Raw genomic sequence first — 19,044 nt, 5'->3', positions numbered from 1 at the left:
AGCAAAAAAGTGTGGGCAAAAATATGATGCGAGAAAATTACCCTTTATTAAGCCAAATCAATTCCCCCGAGGATTTGCGTTTGCTACCGAAAGATCAACTGCAACCCCTTTGCGATGAGTTGCGTGCCTATTTGTTGGAGTCGGTCAGCCAAACGAGCGGACACCTTGCCTCTGGCTTGGGCGTGGTGGAATTGACGGTGGCGTTGCATTATGTTTACCAAACCCCCTTCGATCAGCTGATTTGGGACGTGGGGCATCAAGCCTATCCGCACAAAATCCTCACGGGTCGCCGTGATCAAATGCACACCATTCGCCAAAAAAACGGTATTCACCCGTTCCCGTGGCGTGAAGAAAGCCCTTATGATGTGTTGAGCGTAGGGCATTCGTCCACCTCGATCAGTGCTGGGCTAGGGATTGCGATTGCCGCCGAAAAAGAGAACGCAGGGCGGAAAACGGTCTGCGTGATTGGCGATGGGGCGATCACCGCAGGAATGGCATTTGAAGCGATTAACCACGCAGGGGCGTTGCATACCGATATGCTCGTGATCCTCAACGATAACGAAATGTCGATTTCCGAAAATGTGGGGGCGTTGAATAATCATCTGGCACGTATTCTGTCGGGATCGCTCTACACCACCTTGCGTGAGGGCGGCAAAAAATTGCTGTCGGGGCTGCCGCCGATCAAAGAGTTTGTGCGTAAAACCGAAGAACACGTGAAAGGCTTTGTCTCGCCTGTCGGCACAATGTTTGAAACCCTCGGCTTCAACTATATCGGACCGATTGACGGCCACGATATTGATGAGCTGGTTTCCACCCTCAAAAATATGCGAAACCGCAAAGGGCCGCAATTCCTGCACATTATGACCAAAAAGGGCAAAGGCTACGCCCCTGCCGAGCAAGATCCGATTGGCTTCCACGGCGTGCCGAAATTTGACCCAACAAGCGGTAAGTTACCGCAAACAAAATCCGCTCCAACCTATTCCAACATCTTTGGCGATTGGCTCTGTGAAATGGCGGAACGCGATCCGAAATTGATCGGCATTACCCCTGCAATGCGTGAGGGATCGGGAATGGTCGAATTTTCCAAACGTTTCCCGAAACAGTATTTTGACGTGGCGATTGCCGAACAACACGCCGTTACCTTCGCCGCTGGGCTGGCGATTGCAGGCTACAAGCCTGTGGTGGCGATCTATTCCAGTTTCTTGCAACGTGCTTACGATCAGCTCATTCACGATGTGGCGATCCAAAATCTGCCTGTGATCTTTGCGATTGACCGAGCGGGGATCGTGGGGGCGGACGGGCAAACCCACCAAGGGGCGTTTGATTTGAGTTTTATCCGCTGCGTGCCGAATATGACGCTGATGTGCCCGTCAGACGAAAATGAGCTACGCCAAATGCTCTACACCGCCTACACAATGAACAGTCCTGTGGCGGTGCGTTACCCCCGTGGCAACGCCCAAGGGGTCGCCCTTGAACCAATGCAACCCCTTGAAATCGGCAAGGGCAGAGTGCTACGCCAAGGCAAAAAAGTGGCGATCCTCAATTTTGGGGCGTTGCTAAACGAAGCGAAAATCGTGGCGGAAAAACAGGATTACACCCTCGTGGATATGCGTTTCGTCAAACCAATTGATGAAGCTCTGATCGCCGATCTCGCCGACAATCACGACCTGCTGGTTACCCTCGAAGAAAACGCCATTCAAGGCGGTGCAGGCAGTGCGGTAAACGAACACCTGCAAAAAATCGGCAAAATCAAACCGCTTGTAATGCTCGGCATCCCCGACCACTTCATCCCCCAATCCACCCAACCCGAAGCCTACGCAGATTTAGGCTTAAACGCAGAGGGGATTGAGCGGAAGATTAGCCAAGTGCTTAATTCATAACGAGAAACGCAGCCGAAAGGTTGCGTTTTTTATTTGGTAGAATTGATTTGTGGAATTTCAAAAAATCCCACCCCTTGTTTGAGATTGTTACTTTACTTCGCTTGTTTCTAATTTCTTCGATTGATTTGGGTCGCAAGCATTGCGACCCTACGGTAGGGACGCCACGCTGGCGTCCTTTTCATTTGAAATTAACGAAACCACTCAACGAAAAATAACGGGGGGATTCAATTCGAGCAAGAATTTTCGCTCATAGGAATACCACATTTGGTTTCCATTGATGAAATTATTTTGAAGAAATCCCCCTCTCAACCGCCGTGAGCATTCCTCTCAATAAATTCAACTCGGTGGTTTCGAGTTGTGTGCGTTGGTATAAACGGCGGAGTTTGAGCATTACGGCTTCGTTGCGGATAAAACCAAGCTGTTTGTAGAGCCGTTCGGTGTGGTTGAAAAAGTGTTCCAACGCTTCGGCGGTGGGGTAATCTGCCGTGGCAAGCGGTGGGATTTGGGGATTTTTCTGCGGCTCTGCTTGTTGCGTTTCTTGTTTTTGTAATGCTAACCACGCCATTCGGATTTCATAGCTGACCAACTGCACCGCCATTGCCAGATTGAGCGAGCCGTAGTCGGGGTTGGTTGGCACGTTGAGATGATAGTGGCATTTCAGCAACTCTTCGTTGGTTAGCCCCACCCGCTCACGCCCGAACACAATCGCCACCTTGCCTTGCTTGGCTCGTGTGGTGGAGAGTGTGCCGCATTCTCTTGGTTCAATTAAACTGCTTTGCAGGTGGCGTAATCTGGCACTGGTGCCGATCACTAATTGGCAATCGGCAATGGCTTGATCGAAATCGGGGTAGATTTGAGCCTGATCCAGCACGTCTTTTGCCCCAGCCGATAAAGCCACCGCTTGTTCGTCAATCCCTTGTTTGGGGGCAACAAGGCGAAGATGTTGCAAGCCCATTGTTTTCACCGCTCGGGCTGCCGAGCCGATATTGCCGTTATGTGAGGTTTCCACCAGCACAATTTGAATTTGGTTGAGGATATTCATTAGATATTTGCGAAAAGAAGAAATGGCGAGATTCTAGCAAATTTGCAATTTGGTTAAAACTTTTGAATAATAGTCCTCTTTTTTATCCCGACTTTTTCACAAGGATTTTTTATGATTACATTACACACCAATTTTGGCGATATTCGCCTTGAACTTGATTTCGACAAAGCCCCGATCACGGCGAAAAACTTTGAAGATTACTGCAAAGAGGGCTTTTACAACGGTACGATTTTCCACCGTGTGATTGACGGTTTTATGATTCAAGGCGGCGGTATGGAAGCGGGTTTGAAAGAAAAAGCGACCAAAGCCCCAATCGAAAATGAAGCAAGCAACGGTTTGAGCAATCAGCGTGGCACAATCGCAATGGCTCGCACCTCTGACCCACATTCGGCAAGCTCACAGTTTTTCATTAACGTGGCGGATAACACTTTCTTAGATTACCGTTCAAAAGAGATGTTTGGGCGTGAAGTGGTGCAAGAGTGGGGCTATGCGGTGTTTGGCAAAGTGGTGGAAGGAATGGACGTGGTGGATAAAATCAAAGCCGTCGCCACGGGCAATAAAGGTTTCCACCAAGATGTGCCAAAAGAAGATGTGGTGATCGAATCGGTTACGGTGGCATAATGATGAAAACCTACCTCGTGGGCGGTGCGGTGAGAGATAAATTGCTCGGCTTGCCCGTTAAAGATCGAGACTGGCTAGTGGTGGGGGCGACCCAAGCGGACTTATTGGCGTTGGGCTATCAGCAAGTGGGCAGTGATTTTCCTGTCTTTTTGCACCCCGAAACCCAAGAGGAATACGCCCTCGCCCGCACCGAACGCAAAAGCGGGGTAGGTTATCACGGCTTTATTTGCGATTTCTCACCCGAAGTGAGCTTAGAGCAAGATCTGATTCGGCGGGATCTCACGATAAATGCGATTGCCGAAGATAGCGAGGGTAATTTGCACGACCCTTATCACGGCATTGCCGATCTGGAACAACGGCTACTACGCCATATCTCGCCTGCATTTGGCGAAGATCCATTGAGGGTTTTGCGAGTGGCTCGCTTTGCGGCTCGCTTTTATTCATTAGGCTTTCAGATCGCCCCCGAAACCCTCAAAATTATGCAGGAAATGACCGCTTGCGGCGAGCTTTCACACCTTACCCCCGAGCGAGTTTGGCTAGAAACCAGCAAAGCCTTTGCCACGGAACATCCGCAGGTCTATTTTGAGGTGTTACGCCAAATCGGGGCGTTAAAGGTGCTTTTTCCAGAGCTGGATCGTTTGTTCGGCGTGCCTCAACCGCCGCAACATCACCCCGAAATTGATTCGGGCGTGCATACTTTAATGGTGCTTGCCGAAGCGAAAAAATTGGCGGGGCAGGCTCACAATCCCCTCAATTTACTGTTTGGGGCATTGTGCCACGATTTAGGTAAAGGCTTGACTGACAAGGAAATTTTGCCCCACCATTATGGACACGAACGGCGAGGCGTGCAGCCCACCCGTGAGCTTGCCAACCGCTTTAAAGTGCCGACCGAAGTGAAAGATTTTGCGATTTTGGTGGCGGAATTTCATACCCATAGCCACAAAATGGCGGAACTTCGCCCCGAAACCGTGATTAAGCTGTTTAACAGCCTTGATGTGTGGCGAAAACCGCAACGCTTTTTTGATTTCCTACTCGTGTGCGAGGCGGATAGCAAAGGGCGATTGGGCTTTGAAAATCGCCCGTACCCGCAGGCGGAGCTTGCCAAACAGTTTTATCAGGTTGCCAACCAAGTCGATGTGCAAAGCGTGATTGCAGACGGTTTTGAAAAAGCACAAATCCGAGAAGAATTAAATCGCCGCCGAGTTTGGGCGATCAAACAATTTAAACAAGGATTGAAAAATGAACATTCGTTACGCCCAACCCACTGATTTTGAACGAATTTTAGAAATCTACAACTTCGCCATTCCCACCCACCAAATTACCGCAGATTTGGAATATGCCACCCCCGAAAGCCGCCGTCAGTGGTTTGATTTTCATCTCGCCAGCGAAAAATACCCAATTTGGGTGGTGGAAGAAGATAATCACGAAGTGGTCGGCTGGTTCAGCTTCTCGCCATTCTACGAACGTTCCGCTTTCGCCCCCACGTCAGAAATCAGCATTTACCTGCACCCTAATGCCAAAGGCAAGGGCTACGGCTCGCAAATCATCGAATTTATGCAGCAACAAATGCAACCACGCGGCATTTTTACCCTAATGGCGTATGTGTTTGAATTGAACACCGTCAGCCAAAACCTAATGAAAAAACACGGCTTTCAACAATGGGGCAGATTCCCAAACATCGCCCTAATGGGTAAAGACGAACAAGGCAATAACAAATGGCGAACGTTTTTAATGATGTCGTATCAGATTGAGTTAGAAAAATAGCCAGTCTTTTACCTCAATAAAAAAGCGAGCATCTGGCTCGCTTTTTGTTTTAGTCCTACCAGACTTTCCTTAAGTAATTACACCCCAGTAGATAATTTAATTTAAATCATCTTAACCAACAAATTTTCAATTTCCTACTTACACTGCAAAGCCAAGAAACTATGCCCTGCATCGCCCCCTTCGGTTTCGCTACGCTCAATCACTTCCCCCGCAAGTGGGGGCAGATTTTTTTGATCTTCCCCCGTTTACGTGGGAAGTACCCTGCGTAGCAGGGGAGAGGGGGCAAAATTGATCAGAGTTAGGGGTTACAAGCGGTAAGTTCACAAAAATTTTCATCAATCCCACCGCTTGTAATGTGCTTTTTCCCCAAAAGTTAGGCACATTTTAGTCACAAAATTTTTAGTGAGTATTTTTTAAGCTGGGTAGCAATCTTGTAAATGATTGATTTTAAAGGGAAAAAATGGCACGCCCTAAAGGATTCGAACCTTTGACCCACGCCTTAGAAGGGCGTTGCTCTATCCAGCTGAGCTAAGGGCGCAGAGATTAAAGAAATTTGGAAATGTTTTTATGAAAAGAAAAGTGGTCGGCGAGATAGGATTTGAACCTACGACCCACTGGTCCCAAACCAGTTGCGCTACCAAGCTGCGCTACTCGCCGAAAGATGAGGAACATTATAAAGAGCCAAAATTTTTCGTCAATCATTTTTTGCATTTTGCGTGATAATCGGCGGATATTTGTCCATTATGAAATTTTAACTTATCAAATCCTGTATTTTTTGCGAAAATAGCAAACGTTTTCTTTGCTTATTTTTAGGAGATGCTGATGACAGCCCAAATCATTTCAGGAACCGCCACCGCCAATCAAATTAAAGGCGAGGTTGCGACAAAAATTGCTCAATACCGTTCGCAAGGGAAACGCCCGCCAGGCTTGGCGGTGATTTTGGTTGGGGCTGATCCTGCCTCGCAAGTTTATGTGGGTAGCAAGCGTAAAAGTTGTGGCGAGTTAGGGATTGAATCCAAATCCTATGATTTAGCCGACACCACCACCGAAAGTGAATTGCTTGCCTTGATTGATCAGCTCAATAATGATCCTGCCGTTGATGGCATTCTCGTCCAACTTCCCCTACCTGCCCATATTGATTCTCGCAAAGTGATTGATGCCATTTCGCCCCACAAAGATGTGGACGGTTTCCACCCTTATAATGTGGGACGCTTGTGCCAGCGTGTGCCAACCCTGCGTGCCTGCACCCCTTACGGTGTAATGAAATTGTTGGAAACCACAGGCATTAACCTTTACGGTAAACACGCCGTGATCGTGGGGGCGTCAAACATTGTTGGTCGCCCAATGGCGTTGGAATTGTTGCTCGGCGGCTGCACCGTTACCGTTACTCACCGCTTTACCCAAGATTTAGAAAGCCACGTTCGCCAAGCGGATATTTTGGTGGTAGCGGTCGGCAAACCGCACTTTATTTCAGGCGATTGGGTTAAACAAGGGGCGGTCGTGCTCGATGTGGGGATCAACCGCATTGATGGCAAATTGGTGGGCGATGTGGAATTTGACGTTGCTTCACAAAAAGCCAGCTACATCACGCCAGTACCAGGGGGCGTAGGTCCGATGACCGTGGCGATGCTAATGCAAAATACGCTTCAAGCCTATGAAAGCCATTTGTAAGCGGTCAGTTTAGAAAAAATCCCCGAAATTCGGGGATTTTTTATGGCAAAATTTAGATTATTAGCCCTGCTTGTTGCAACGCTTTTAACACCACAGGCTGAGCCGTTTCTGAAAGGGTGGTGAGCGGTAAACGTAAGTTTGGTTCGCTGATTAAGCCTAATTTATAAGCTGCCCATTTCACTGGGATTGGGTTCGATTCCACAAAGAGATCGTTGTGCAACGCCATTAAACGTTGGTTGATCGCTTCCGCTTCCTCGAATTTGCCAGCGAGGGCGAGTTCGCACATTTTTGCCATATCCGCCGCCGCTACGTTGTTGGTTACGGAAATCACGCCGTTTCCGCCCAATTTCATTGATTCCAACCCTGTCGCATCATCGCCGCTGAGGAAGATAAAATCTTCTCCCGCCAACTGTTTGATTAACGGCAAACGGCTTAAATCGCCTGTCGCCTCTTTGATCCCAACAATGTTTTCGATTTGAGCCAAACGCCCAACGGTTTCAGGTTTTAAATCGCTACCCGTACGCCCTGGCACATTGTAAAGAATTTGCGGTAAATCGGTGCTTTCCGCAATCGCTTTATAGTGTTGATACATCCCCTCTTGGGTCGGTTTGTTGTAGTAAGGCACGACACTCAAACAGCCTGCCACGCCGCTGTTGGCGAGCAATTTGGTCATTGTGATCGCTTCGCTGGTTGAGTTTGAGCCAGTACCAGCAATGATTGGAATACGACCATTTGCAAATTCCACCGTCTTCTGAATCACTTTCACATTTTCATCAATGCTTAACGTGGTCGATTCCCCTGTCGTGCCAACCGACACAATCGCGTGCGTGCCAGCCTTAATGTGGTATTCCACCAAATTTTTGATTTCATCAAAATTGACTTCGCCGTGGGCCATCGGGGTAACGAGGGCAACAATACTGCCGTAAAATTGAGGGTTTGCCATAATTTTTTCCTTCCATTTTTCTAGGTCTAAAATTGTGCCTAGATTGCCAAATTTCGGGCATAATATGCAAGCATTTTTTTGAAAAAATAAGGATAAAAATGATTACTTTGTATGTTTTGCTACAATCCCGAGCCAATCGCATTGCGTGGCTGTTGGAAGAATTGAATTTAGCCTATCAAGTCGAAATTTTTGAGCGAGATCAGCACACCAAACTCGCCCCAGCCACCTTGAAAAAAATCCACCCCCTCGGCAAATCGCCAATCCTTAAAGATGGCAACCTCGTATTAGCCGAAAGCGGGGCTATTGTGGAATATCTGATCGAACGCTACGGGCAGGGCAAACTCAAACCGCAAGCGGAAAGTGCCGATTATCCGCACTATCTGCACTGGTTGCACTATGCGGAAGGCTCGCTGATGTTCCCGTTGTTGCTTTCCCTCGTGTTCCGCAAAATCGACCACACCAAAATGCCATTTTTTGTCAAACCGATTGCGAATAAAATTTCCGACAAAGTCAAACAGGGCTTTATCGAACCGCAACTCAAACTGCATTTTGACTATGTAGAACAAGCCCTCGCTGGCAAAAAATGGCTGGTAAACGACCGCTTATCTGGTGCCGATATTATGATGAGTTTCCCCCTGCAAGCGGTGCTTTTACGTTCAGATTTAGATTATCCAAATATCCGTGCCTATGTGGCTCGGATTGAAGCGTTGGAAAGCTGGCAGAGGGCGGAACAGAAAGTGGGGATTTTGGAATTAAATAAATTATAGGCTTAGGAACGGAAAATTTAAAATTTCTACGTTATCTTATTCTATAAAATATTCAAAATTTGGTATAAATCCATTTTCCCTTTACAATAGCCCCGTTTTTTCTATCAGAAGTATCAAAAATGAGTAAAAATGTTTTTTCTCTTGATGAGATGACCCAAGACCGCTCAACGTGGCAGACTTTCCAACGCCTTTGGCCGATGATCGCCCCGTTTAAGTGGGGGATTGTGGCGGCGATGTTGGCGATGTTGGTGAATGCCGCTGCGGATGCGAGCTTGATCGCAATGCTTAAACCCTTGATTGATAACGGTTTTGTCGAGGGCGAACGTAGCTTTTTGAAAACAATGGCGTTTATTGTGATCGGGTTGATCCTCGTGCGTGGCGTGAGTAATTTTGTGTCGAGCTACTGCTTGGCGTGGGTGTCGGGCAAGGTGGTAATGGTAATGCGTCAAAAAGTGTTTAAGCATTTGATGTATATGCCTGTTACCTTTTTCGACCAAAATTCTTCGGGCAAATTGCTTTCACGGATTACCTACGATTCGGAACAGATCGCCAGTTCTTCATCTCACGCCTTGCAAAGCGTAGTACGAGAGGGAGTTTATATTCTGTTTTTGATTGGAATGATGTTCTATTACAGCTGGCGGCTGTCGCTGGTGCTGTTTGTGATCGGACCGATCATTGCGGTGCTTATTCGCATTGTTTCCAAACATTTCCGCCGTTTGAGCCGCAATATGCAGGAATCAATGGGAAATATGACCGAAAGTGCCGAGCAGATGTTGCGTGGGCATAAGGTGGTGCTGTCGTTTGGCGGGCAGGAAGTGGAAGAACAGCGTTTCAACCACACCAGCAACGATATGCGAAGAAAGGGAATGAAAATGATGGCGGCGAGTGCTATTTCCGACCCGATTATTCAAGTGATTGCGTCCTTTGCGTTGGCGATTGTGCTTTATATTGCTGGCGAACATCGCTTGATGGGCAACACCCTCACCGCGGGCGAATTTGCTTCGGTTATCGGGGCGTTAATGGGGATTTTGCGACCGCTTAAAACTTTGACGAACGTGAACGCTCAATTCCAACGAGGAATGGCGGCAAGCCAAACCTTGTTCACCCTGTTCGATATGCCGACCGAGCAAGATAACGGCAAATTTACCACCGAACGAGCCAAGGGCGATATTCGTTTTGAAAACGTAACTTTCCGCTATTTCGGCAAAGAGCAACCTGCCTTGAAAAATATCTCGTTCAGCGTGCCAGCGGGCAAAACGGTGGCGTTGGTGGGGCGTTCGGGGTCGGGCAAATCGACCATTGCCAACTTGCTGACTCGTTTCTACGACATTGACGAAGGGCGAATTTTACTCGATCAGCACGATATTCGCGATTACACCCTCAACAATTTGCGTGAACAATGTGCGATTGTGTCGCAACAGGTGCATCTGTTTAACGACACCATTGCCAACAACATCGCCTACGCAGGCAAGGGCAAATATAGCCGTGAGCAAATTGAGGCGGCGGCGAAAGCGGCTTACGCAATGGAATTCATTGAAAAGCTACCGCAGGGAATAGACACAATGATCGGCGAAAACGGCGTGAATTTATCGGGCGGACAACGCCAACGCCTTGCAATTGCCCGAGCCTTGTTGCGTAATTCGCCTGTGCTAGTTCTTGATGAAGCCACCTCGGCGTTGGATACCGAATCGGAACGTGCGATCCAAGCCGCTCTCGAAGTGCTACAAAAAGATCGCACCGTGCTCGTCATCGCCCACCGCCTGTCCACCATTGAAAACGCCGATGAAATTTTGGTGGTCGATCACGGCGAAATTGTCGAACGCGGTTCACACCAAGAGCTGTTAGCGAAGAACGGGGCGTATAGCCAGTTCCATCAGTTGCAGTTATCTGCATAGATTTGAAAAAGAGGATACCAAAACGGTATCCTTTTTTATTGGCGACAAGGGGTAAGATTTTGGGAAATTTTATATTAGGGCGGATATAAAATCCGCCCCTACAAATGATTATCTCGCTCGGTTAAACTTCCCCCGTCATTTTGCGTTGAGCGGTTTCGTTAATTTCAAGGTCAATTTGTACTGTTTGAGCCAGCTTTGCTGGCGAGTTTACAAATTGACCGCAGAAATTAGAAACAAGCGAAACAATAGCAAAATGCTCGGGGGCGTGTTTCTTTGGTTACTTTCTTTGCGTGAGCAAAGAAAGTAACAATTACAAGCGGTGAGATTTAACGAAATTTTTGTAAATCAAGAATTAGTTGGCGATTTTCTGTGAAAAAGTCTGTATAATGCGTTCGTTTTATTCCTTGGCATTTTGAGGCGGCTATCAAAAGTGCTTTAAAACAATGTACGAGAGTGCGTAGAGAGCATTTTTGCTAGTCGCAATTTAGGGATAAAGCAATCGTAATCACTAAAATTGAAAGGATTTTACAATGACACCAATTGTTAAACAGTTTAAATACGGTCAGCATACCGTAACCTTAGAAACAGGGGCGATTGCACGCCAAGCGACAGCGGCGGTAATGGCGAGTATGGACGACACCACGGTTTTCGTTACTGTGGTGGCGAAGAAAGATGTGAAAGAGGGGCAAGATTTCTTCCCTTTAACTGTGGATTACCAAGAGCGTACTTACGCGGCAGGGCGTATCCCTGGGGGGTTCTTCAAGCGTGAAGGTCGTCCGTCTGAGGGCGAAACCTTGATCGCACGTTTGATCGACCGTCCAATTCGTCCGCTTTTCCCAGAAGGTTTCTTCAACGAAATTCAAGTGATCGCTACGGTGGTTTCGGTTAATCCGCAAATCAGCCCTGATCTGGTGGCGATGATCGGTGCTTCGGCGGCACTTTCTCTATCTGGCGTGCCGTTTAATGGCCCGATTGGTGCGGCACGTGTCGGCTTTATTAACGATCAATTTGTGCTAAACCCAACCACGGCAGAGCAAAAAATCAGCCGTTTGGATTTAGTCGTAGCAGGGACGGACAAAGCCGTGTTAATGGTGGAATCCGAAGCGGATATTTTAACCGAAGAGCAAATGCTTTCGGCGGTGGTGTTTGGTCATCAGCAACAACAAGTAGTGATCGAAAACATTAAAGAATTTGTGCGTGAAGCAGGCAAACCACGTTGGGATTGGGTTGCCCCAGAGCCAAACACGGCGTTAATCAACCAAGTGAAAGCCTTAGCGGAAAGCCGCTTGGGCGATGCTTATCGCATTACCGAAAAACAAGCTCGTTACGCCCAAATTGATGAAATCAAAGCGGACGTGGTGGCTCAATTAACCGCCCAAGATGAGACGATCAGCGAAGGGGCGATTGCTGATATTATTTCTTCCCTTGAAAGCCAAATCGTGCGTAGTCGCATTATCGCAGGCGAACCGCGTATTGACGGTCGTACCGTGGATACGGTGCGTGCCTTAGATATTTGCACAGGCGTATTGCCTCGCACCCACGGTTCGGCGTTGTTCACCCGTGGCGAAACCCAAGCGTTAGCGGTCGCTACCTTAGGCACAGAGCGTGATGCTCAAATCATTGATGAATTAACGGGCGAAAAATCTGACCGCTTCCTATTCCACTACAACTTCCCACCATACTCAGTGGGCGAAACAGGTCGTATCGGCTCGCCAAAACGCCGTGAGATCGGACACGGTCGCCTTGCGAAACGTGGTGTGTTAGCGGTAATGCCAACCGCCGAAGAGTTCCCGTATGTAGTGCGTGTGGTGTCTGAAATCACTGAATCAAATGGTTCTTCTTCAATGGCGTCTGTGTGTGGTGCATCATTAGCGTTAATGGACGCTGGCGTGCCAATCAAAGCCGCCGTGGCAGGGATCGCAATGGGCTTAGTGAAAGAAGACGATAAATTCGTGGTGCTTTCTGACATCTTAGGCGATGAAGACCACCTCGGCGATATGGACTTCAAAGTGGCAGGTACACGTGAAGGGGTAACTGCGTTACAAATGGACATCAAAATCGAAGGGATTACCCCTGAAATTATGCGAATTGCCCTCAACCAAGCGAAAGGGGCGAGAATGCACATTTTAGGCGTAATGGAACAAGCGATCCCAGCACCGCGTGCCGAGATCTCTGATTTCGCCCCTCGTATTCACACAATGAAGATCGATCCGAAGAAAATCAAAGACGTGATCGGTAAAGGTGGTGCGACTATTCGTTCATTAACCGAAGAAACTGGCACTTCAATCGATATTGATGATGATGGCACGGTAAAAATCGCCGCAACCGATAACAATGCAGCGAAACGTGTAATGGAACGTATCGAAGAGATTGTGGCGGAAGTGGAAGTGAACCAAATCTACAAAGGGAAAGTAACTCGCGTGGTAGATTTCGGTGCATTCGTGGCAATCCTCGGCGGTAAAGAGGGCTTAGTTCACATTTCACAAATCACCGAAGCCCGTGTTGAGCGTGTGTCTGATTACCTCGAAGTGGGTCAAGAAGTCCAAGTGAAAGTGGTTGAAATCGACCGCCAAGGACGCATCCGCCTCACGATGAAAGATTTAAATCTGGCGGAAACAGAAACCCCTGTTGAAGCTGAACTTTAATTTTTCAACTTTAAGATGGGCGAAAGCCCATCTTTTATTGCCGCTTATTTTTATTTAAGGCTTATTTAAATGTTGCAACTGATTAAGTTGTTGAATTTTCGCTTCATTTTACTCGGTGCGGTTTCCCTTGCGTTGGCAGGTTGTGCAAACAATCGTTTTGCCAATGAACTGGTTTCAACCAACAAAATTGCCCTCGCCGAACTTTCACCCACCTTGCGATTTGAGCAAGAAGTGATGGTTACCCGTTTGGGACAGGTGTTGGACGAGGCAAATTTACCGCCAATGGAAAAAGCCAACCTCTATTTTGAGCGAGGCGTGATCTACGACAGCCTCGGCTTGTGGTCGCTGGCACGTTACGATTTTTCCAAAGCGATTGAATTTAATTCCAAAATGGCAGCCGCCTATAATTATCTCGGCTTATATTTATTGCTGGAAGATGATTATGATAGCTCGGTGGACGCGTTCAATGCCGTATTGGAACTTGACCCAAACTATGATTACACCCGCCTCAACCGAGGTTTGGCGTTCTATTATAGTGGGCGTTATGGCGAGACAGAGCGTGATTTATTGCGTTTCTACGAAGCCGACAAAACCGATCCTTACCGTGCGTTGTGGCTCTATTTCAATGAATTAGAACTCAACCCGAAAGAGGCGAAAGACAACCTTATTCAGCGTAGCAAAAATTTGTCGAAAGAGTTTTGGGGAACGAACATCGTTCGCTATTTCTTAGGCGATTTGAGCTTATCGCAACTTCGGGACAAAATGGACAAACAAGCCGAGCCAAACAGCTCGCAATATGCGGAAATTTTGACCGAAACCTATTTTTATCTTGCAAAACAAAAACTCAAATTAAATCAAGTGGGCGAAGCCACTTCGCTTTTCCGTCTTGCTATTGCAAACCAAGTGTTTAACTTTGTTGAGTATCGTTTTGCCCTGTTTGAGCTATCGCAACTGCGTGGCACGCAAACACAACCCGCTGTTGTTGGGAATAATTAAGACGATCAAGCGGTCAGATTTCGCAAAATTTTTGCCAAATCCTACCGCTTGCACTCATCAAAGGACGACATTTTCGGCTTGCTCACGCAGCCTTTAATTTTGCTTACCTCTCAACAATTTATTTTAGTTTGATTGATAGCCTCACGTTATCAATCCCCTCATTTATTGGAATTTTATGACAACAAATACCGCAACTTTTGCCGAGTTAGGCTTACCCCAATCTATCCTTGACGCTGTAACTGAAATGGGCTTCGTTAGCCCCTCACCGATTCAACAAGCCTGTATTCCTCACCTGTTAGCAGGGCGTGATGTGCTAGGAATGGCACAAACGGGCAGTGGCAAAACCGCTGCATTCTCATTGCCACTATTGGCTCAAATCGACCCAAGCCAACGCCATCCACAAATGCTAGTAATGGCACCAACCCGTGAATTGGCGATCCAAGTGGCGGACGCCTGTGAACAATTTACTAAGAATATGAAAGGTGTGCGTGTCGTTACCGTTTACGGCGGTCAGCGTTACGATATTCAGTTGCGTGCGTTAAAACAGGGTTCGCAAGTGGTGGTCGGCACCCCAGGGCGTATTCTGGATCATATCCGCCGTGGTACACTCGATCTTTCCGCGTTGCAATCTATCGTGTTAGACGAAGCGGACGAAATGTTGCGAATGGGCTTTATTGATGATGTGGAAACCGTAATGGCAGAATTGCCTGAAAATCATCAAACGGCACTGTTCTCGGCGACAATGCCCGAGCCGATCCGCCGTATCACACGCCGTTTTATGCAGAACCCAGAGGAAGTGAAAATCCAAGCGACCCAACGTTCCGCCCCAGACATTACCCAAAGCTACTGGCTGGTGAACGGCTTCCGCAAAAATGATGCGTTATTGCGTTTCCTTGAAGTGGAAGAATTTGATGCGGCGATTATTTTCACGCGTACCAAAACGGGCACGACCGACATTACCGAATTGCTCGAACGCAACGGCTACCGTGCCGCAGCCCTCAACGGCGATATGACCCAACAAGCCCGTGAACAAACCCTCGAACGCTTGAAATCAGGTCGCCTTGATATTTTAGTGGCGACCGATGTGGCGGCGCGAGGCTTAGACGTAGAGCGGATCAGCTTGGTGGTAAACTATGATATTCCGCTTGATTCAGAAAGTTACGTTCACCGTATCGGACGAACAGGACGTGCAGGGCGTTCGGGGCGTGCCTTGTTGTTCGTTGAACCCCGTGAACGCCGCTTGCTCAAAAATATCGAGCATTTAATGAAAAAACCGATTGACGAAGTGCCAGTGCCAAATCACGAAATCCTAATGGAAAAACGCCGTGAAAAATTCAAGGCACGCATTTCCGCTCAACTGGAACATCACGATTTAGAGCTTTACCGTGAATTGTTGGAAGATCTGTTCACTGCCGATCAAGATCACGAAGAATTAGCGGCGGCGATGATGATGTTGCTACAAGAAAAACAAAAACTGATCCTACCGCCTGATCCAGAAATCCGCCCAGCCCGTGGCGAGCGTGGTCGTGGCAGAGAAAATCCTCGCTCAATGGAACGCCGCGGCGGTCGTGAACACCGTGAAAACAACGGGGTGGCGATGAACCTTTACCGCATTGAACTCGGTCGTGAGGACGGCGTGGAAGTCCGCCACATTGTCGGGGCGATTGCCAACGAGGGCGACATCAGCAGCCGCTACATCGGGCATATCAAACTGCACGACACCTATTCGACCATTGAGCTACCGCAAGGAATGCCAAACCACCTCGTGCAACATTTCGCGCACAAGGCACGCATTCTCAGTAAACCAATGCAGATGACCCTACTCGGCGAAGTCGGCGGCACAAACAGCCAACCTTTTGAAGAAAGAGGGCGAGGACGAAAAGAGCGTGGCGGTCGTTTTAACGACAGAAACGACCGCAAAGGCGGTTTCAAAGAAAAACGCTTCAACGAAAAACGCGGACGCCGTTAATCGTTAATTGCAAGAAAAACGCCATTCTAAGGAATAGCGTTTTTTGATCTGATAACCGACTACAAGCGGTAAGATTTCTCAAAATTTCGCCCCCTACCCCCTGCTTCACAGGGTACTTCCCCCGCAAGCGGGGGAAGATCTGATTCTACGAAAATTCTCGGATCTTTCCTCGTAGTGAGAGAGATCTGATCTGCCCCCGCTTGCGGGGGAAGTGGTACGAAGAGCCGAAGGGGCATTTGCTTTTACTATCGATTTGTTAGGGCGGATATAAAATCCGCCCCTACGAATGGTTATTTGCTCGGAAAAAAATTCCCCCGTCATTTTGCGTTGAGCGGTTTCGTTAATTTCAAGGTCAATTTGTACTGTTTGAGCTGACGAAGTCAGCGAGTTTACAAATTGACCGTAGAAATTAGAAACAAGCGAAACAAAGCAAAATGTTCGGGGTGTGCTTTCTTTTGCTACTTTTCTTTGCACAAGCAAAGAAAAGTAGATCAAGCGGTAGGATTTTTGAAAATTCCCCCTAATTTTTTCCTATTTTAATAATTGTAAAGCTGTTGATAGAGATCCGTTTCAAACTGATTCAATGCCGATCTTTTAGTTTTGCTTTCGAGATCCCCCGTAGAATAGCCGTTGATAAACTGCACGAACGCAATCTGTTCGCCTTTGGCGTTTTGCATAAAGCCAGCGAGGTTGTAAACCCCTTTTAATGCCCCTGTTTTGGCGATCAGATTATTGGCGAGGGGGGCTTGGGTGAGTGAGCCTCGCCCTGCGAGCGTGCCGTCAATTCCTGCAATCGGGAAAGTTTCTTTTAGTTGTAATGTGCTGTCGTTTTGAGCGATGATTTCTAATGCTTGCAACATTGTGTTGGCACTGATTTGGTTGTAGCGAGAAAGCCCCGATCCATCTGCAATCACACTATTATTAAAATCCAGCCCAACCTTGCTTTTCAGCAGATTGCGTAAGGTAAGGCTTGCCAACTGGAACGAAGCAGGGCGGTTGTGCTGTTTATTGGCGAGGGTGCGGAACAGGCTGTCGGCGATTTGGTTGTCCGATTTTTTCATTATTTTGCGTAGCAGTTCGGGCAACGGCTTGGAAAAATGTTCCGCCAGCACTTTGCCATTTTGTGGTTGGTTGGCTTGTTGTACCTTGCCGTTGAATGCAATGCCTAACCGTTTCAGATCATTTTGGATGCGTAACGCTCCGTAAGCGGTGGGATCTTGCACCGCAAAACTCAACCCAAACGGCTTGGCTTGACGGGCAAGGCAGCCTTTGATTTGGTAGCGATTATTGTCGCTCACCACCACATCCAACTGGCAATAATTTGCCTCTGCCCCCTCAACCACATAGGCTTGGCTAAACACCTGCACGGGGTAGGCGGTGGGAATGTTCACTTTGGCGAGTTGTCCGTTTGGCTGGTTCGCATCTAAATCCACATAAAAACAGTTGTTATCAATGTTGATCGCCGCCGGTGGGGCATTAAAGCACATCGTCAAATCGTTCCAGACCCAGCCTAAACCACGGTCGTGGCTGGTGAAAACCGTGCTATCAAGAATTAAATTTCCCTCAATTTTAGCAATGCCTTGCTGTTTCAGTTGGGCGAATAATTGGCTTAACTGACCGCTTGTTAAGTCTGGATCGCCTGAAAAGCGAGCGATTAAATCCCCTTTTAACGTGCTGTTTTCCACTTTTCCGTTGGTTAAAAGTGCCGTTTGAAAGCGAAAATCATTGGGTAAAGCAAGTTTTGCGGCGAGGGCAGTAAACACTTTTTGGGTGCTGGCTGGTAGCATAAAAATATCGCTTTGGTAATCGGCGATAATTTCATTAGTGGTTAAATTTTTCGCCACCACGCCAACTTGCGTGCCGTAGGGCAGTTTGCGGACAGTTTCGGTTAAATCTAATTTCGCGAGGGCAAGGCTTGGAAAGAGTGCGATTGCGATTAGGGTTTGACGAGAAAAAACAGCCATTGTGTTTCAAAAAATTACCGAGAAAAAGTGGCGAAATTTTAGCGAAGTTTGGCGAAATCGGCAAATTTTCAGCCAAAGGTTGAAATTTTTTGAAAGTCGTGAATAATAGCCAACTTTTACGATTAACAGAGGAAGTGCAATGAAACAAATTCCGATGACGGTGCGTGGTGCAGAGCAACTGCGTGAAGAACTTGATTTTTTAAAGAATGTTCGCCGTCCTGAAATCATCAAAGCGATTGCCGAAGCGAGAGAGCACGGCGATTTGAAAGAAAACGCCGAATATCACGCCGCCCGTGAGCAACAAGGCTTCTGCGAGGGGCGTATTCAAGAAATCGAGGGTAAACTCGGCAACGCCCAAATTATTGATGTTACTAAATTGCCAAACAACGGTAAGGTAATTTTCGGGGCAACGGTGGTGTTGCTCAATTTAGATACCGATGAAGAAGTAACCTATCGCATTGTGGGCGATGACGAAGCCAATATCAAAGAGGGCTTAATTTCGGTTAATTCCCCGATTGCGAGAGGCTTGGTCGGCAAAGAGATTGACGACTGCGTTACCATTGCTACCCCAGGCGGTAATGTGGAATTTGAGATTACGAATGTAGAGTATCGCTAATGCAAAAATCCCATAACTGAGGTTATGGGATTTTTTTGTGATCTGGATCGACTAAATCAATTTTGCCCTTTGTATTAAGCGAATAAATTTGCGAATATCATACCGCTTGTTGAAAAAAGAGTGAGGGAATGATGTTGAGGTTTCTAAAACGTCCGTTAAATGCGGATAGCTTAGAGGCGTGGTGTAAAATGCTGGATGATGTTGCAAAGGTTGCACTTTTGACTACGCCTGTTGTAATATACAGTAACAATGGATTGAGCTATAAAATAGC

14 protein-coding genes and 2 tRNA genes are annotated in these 19,044 nt (G+C 47.5%); 11 read left to right on the top strand and 5 right to left on the bottom strand.

The window, feature by feature from the left end; genetic code table 11:
• The first annotated feature begins 26 nt into the window (after nt 1-26).
• Nucleotides 27-1,880: a 1-deoxy-D-xylulose-5-phosphate synthase gene (gene dxs, locus B0187_RS04955; RefSeq protein WP_078236774.1), complete on the top strand. Its 1,854-nt coding sequence runs from the start codon at nt 27-29 to the stop codon at nt 1,878-1,880.
• 283 nt (nt 1,881-2,163) lie between these two features.
• On the opposite strand, the gene trmJ is transcribed toward dxs, so the two are convergent.
• Nucleotides 2,164-2,922 carry a tRNA (cytosine(32)/uridine(32)-2'-O)-methyltransferase TrmJ gene (gene trmJ / locus B0187_RS04950; protein ID WP_078236758.1) on the bottom strand — a complete coding sequence of 253 codons (759 nt, stop codon included), beginning with the start codon at nt 2,920-2,922 and terminating at the stop codon, nt 2,164-2,166.
• A gap of 111 nt (nt 2,923-3,033) precedes the next feature.
• Here trmJ and B0187_RS04945 point away from each other — a divergent pair, with 111 nt between their 5' ends.
• From B0187_RS04945 to B0187_RS04935, 3 genes are read left to right on the top strand one after another with little or no spacing between them, the layout of a single operon-like run.
• Nucleotides 3,034-3,543, top strand: a complete 510-nt coding sequence (locus B0187_RS04945; protein WP_078236757.1) for a peptidylprolyl isomerase — start codon at nt 3,034-3,036, stop codon at nt 3,541-3,543.
• A gap of 2 nt (nt 3,544-3,545) precedes the next feature.
• Nucleotides 3,546-4,811, top strand: coding sequence for a multifunctional CCA addition/repair protein (locus B0187_RS04940; protein ID WP_078236756.1), 1,266 nt, complete (start codon nt 3,546-3,548; stop codon nt 4,809-4,811).
• Nucleotides 4,783-5,307: a GNAT family N-acetyltransferase gene (locus B0187_RS04935; protein ID WP_078236755.1), complete on the top strand. Its 525-nt coding sequence runs from the start codon at nt 4,783-4,785 to the stop codon at nt 5,305-5,307. Before B0187_RS04940 ends, B0187_RS04935 begins: the two co-directional genes overlap by 29 nt.
• A gap of 461 nt (nt 5,308-5,768) precedes the next feature.
• Here B0187_RS04935 and B0187_RS04930 read toward each other — a convergent pair.
• A tRNA-Arg gene (locus B0187_RS04930) sits at nt 5,769-5,845 on the bottom strand.
• 42 nt (nt 5,846-5,887) lie between these two features.
• A tRNA-Pro gene (locus B0187_RS04925) sits at nt 5,888-5,964 on the bottom strand.
• 165 nt (nt 5,965-6,129) lie between these two features.
• Here B0187_RS04925 and folD point away from each other — a divergent pair.
• Complete coding sequence (gene folD, locus B0187_RS04920) at nt 6,130-6,978, top strand: bifunctional methylenetetrahydrofolate dehydrogenase/methenyltetrahydrofolate cyclohydrolase FolD (protein ID WP_078236754.1); 849 nt, start codon at nt 6,130-6,132, stop codon at nt 6,976-6,978.
• A gap of 52 nt (nt 6,979-7,030) precedes the next feature.
• Here the strand turns inward: folD and dapA are convergent, their stop codons facing one another.
• Nucleotides 7,031-7,921: a 4-hydroxy-tetrahydrodipicolinate synthase gene (dapA, locus tag B0187_RS04915; RefSeq protein ID WP_078236753.1), complete on the bottom strand. Its 891-nt coding sequence runs from the start codon at nt 7,919-7,921 to the stop codon at nt 7,031-7,033.
• Nucleotides 7,922-8,019: 98 nt separating this feature from the next.
• Between dapA and B0187_RS04910 the strand changes: the two genes are divergently transcribed.
• The 5 genes from B0187_RS04910 (at nt 8,020) to B0187_RS04890 (ending at nt 16,193) form a co-directional block, all read left to right on the top strand.
• Nucleotides 8,020-8,688, top strand: coding sequence for a glutathione S-transferase (locus B0187_RS04910; protein WP_078236752.1), 669 nt, complete (start codon nt 8,020-8,022; stop codon nt 8,686-8,688).
• Nucleotides 8,689-8,807: 119 nt separating this feature from the next.
• A complete protein-coding gene (msbA, locus tag B0187_RS04905; protein ID WP_078236751.1) occupies nt 8,808-10,583 on the top strand; it encodes a lipid A ABC transporter ATP-binding protein/permease MsbA in 1,776 nt (591 codons plus the stop codon).
• Between the two features lie 530 nt (nt 10,584-11,113).
• Complete coding sequence (pnp, locus tag B0187_RS04900; protein ID WP_078236750.1) at nt 11,114-13,228, top strand: polyribonucleotide nucleotidyltransferase; 2,115 nt, start codon at nt 11,114-11,116, stop codon at nt 13,226-13,228.
• A 69-nt stretch (nt 13,229-13,297) separates the two neighbouring features.
• Nucleotides 13,298-14,224, top strand: a complete 927-nt coding sequence (gene nlpI, locus B0187_RS04895; protein ID WP_078236749.1) for a lipoprotein NlpI — start codon at nt 13,298-13,300, stop codon at nt 14,222-14,224.
• A gap of 175 nt (nt 14,225-14,399) precedes the next feature.
• Complete coding sequence (locus B0187_RS04890; RefSeq protein ID WP_078236748.1) at nt 14,400-16,193, top strand: DEAD/DEAH box helicase; 1,794 nt, start codon at nt 14,400-14,402, stop codon at nt 16,191-16,193.
• A gap of 536 nt (nt 16,194-16,729) precedes the next feature.
• On the opposite strand, the gene dacB is transcribed toward B0187_RS04890, so the two are convergent.
• A complete protein-coding gene (gene dacB / locus B0187_RS04885; protein ID WP_078236747.1) occupies nt 16,730-18,157 on the bottom strand; it encodes a serine-type D-Ala-D-Ala carboxypeptidase in 1,428 nt (475 codons plus the stop codon).
• Between the two features lie 139 nt (nt 18,158-18,296).
• On the opposite strand from dacB, the gene greA reads away from it, so the two are divergent.
• On the top strand, nt 18,297-18,773 hold the full coding sequence (gene greA / locus B0187_RS04880) for a transcription elongation factor GreA (RefSeq protein WP_078236746.1): 477 nt from the start codon (nt 18,297-18,299) through the stop codon (nt 18,771-18,773).
• Nucleotides 18,774-19,044 lie beyond the last annotated feature (271 nt).

Source organism: Haemophilus paracuniculus (assembly GCF_002015115.1).
Taxonomy (GTDB): domain Bacteria; phylum Pseudomonadota; class Gammaproteobacteria; order Enterobacterales; family Pasteurellaceae; genus Haemophilus_E; species Haemophilus_E paracuniculus.
The sequence above is the reverse complement of the archived record's forward strand: the minus strand, read 5'-3'. Positions and strand labels throughout refer to the sequence as shown.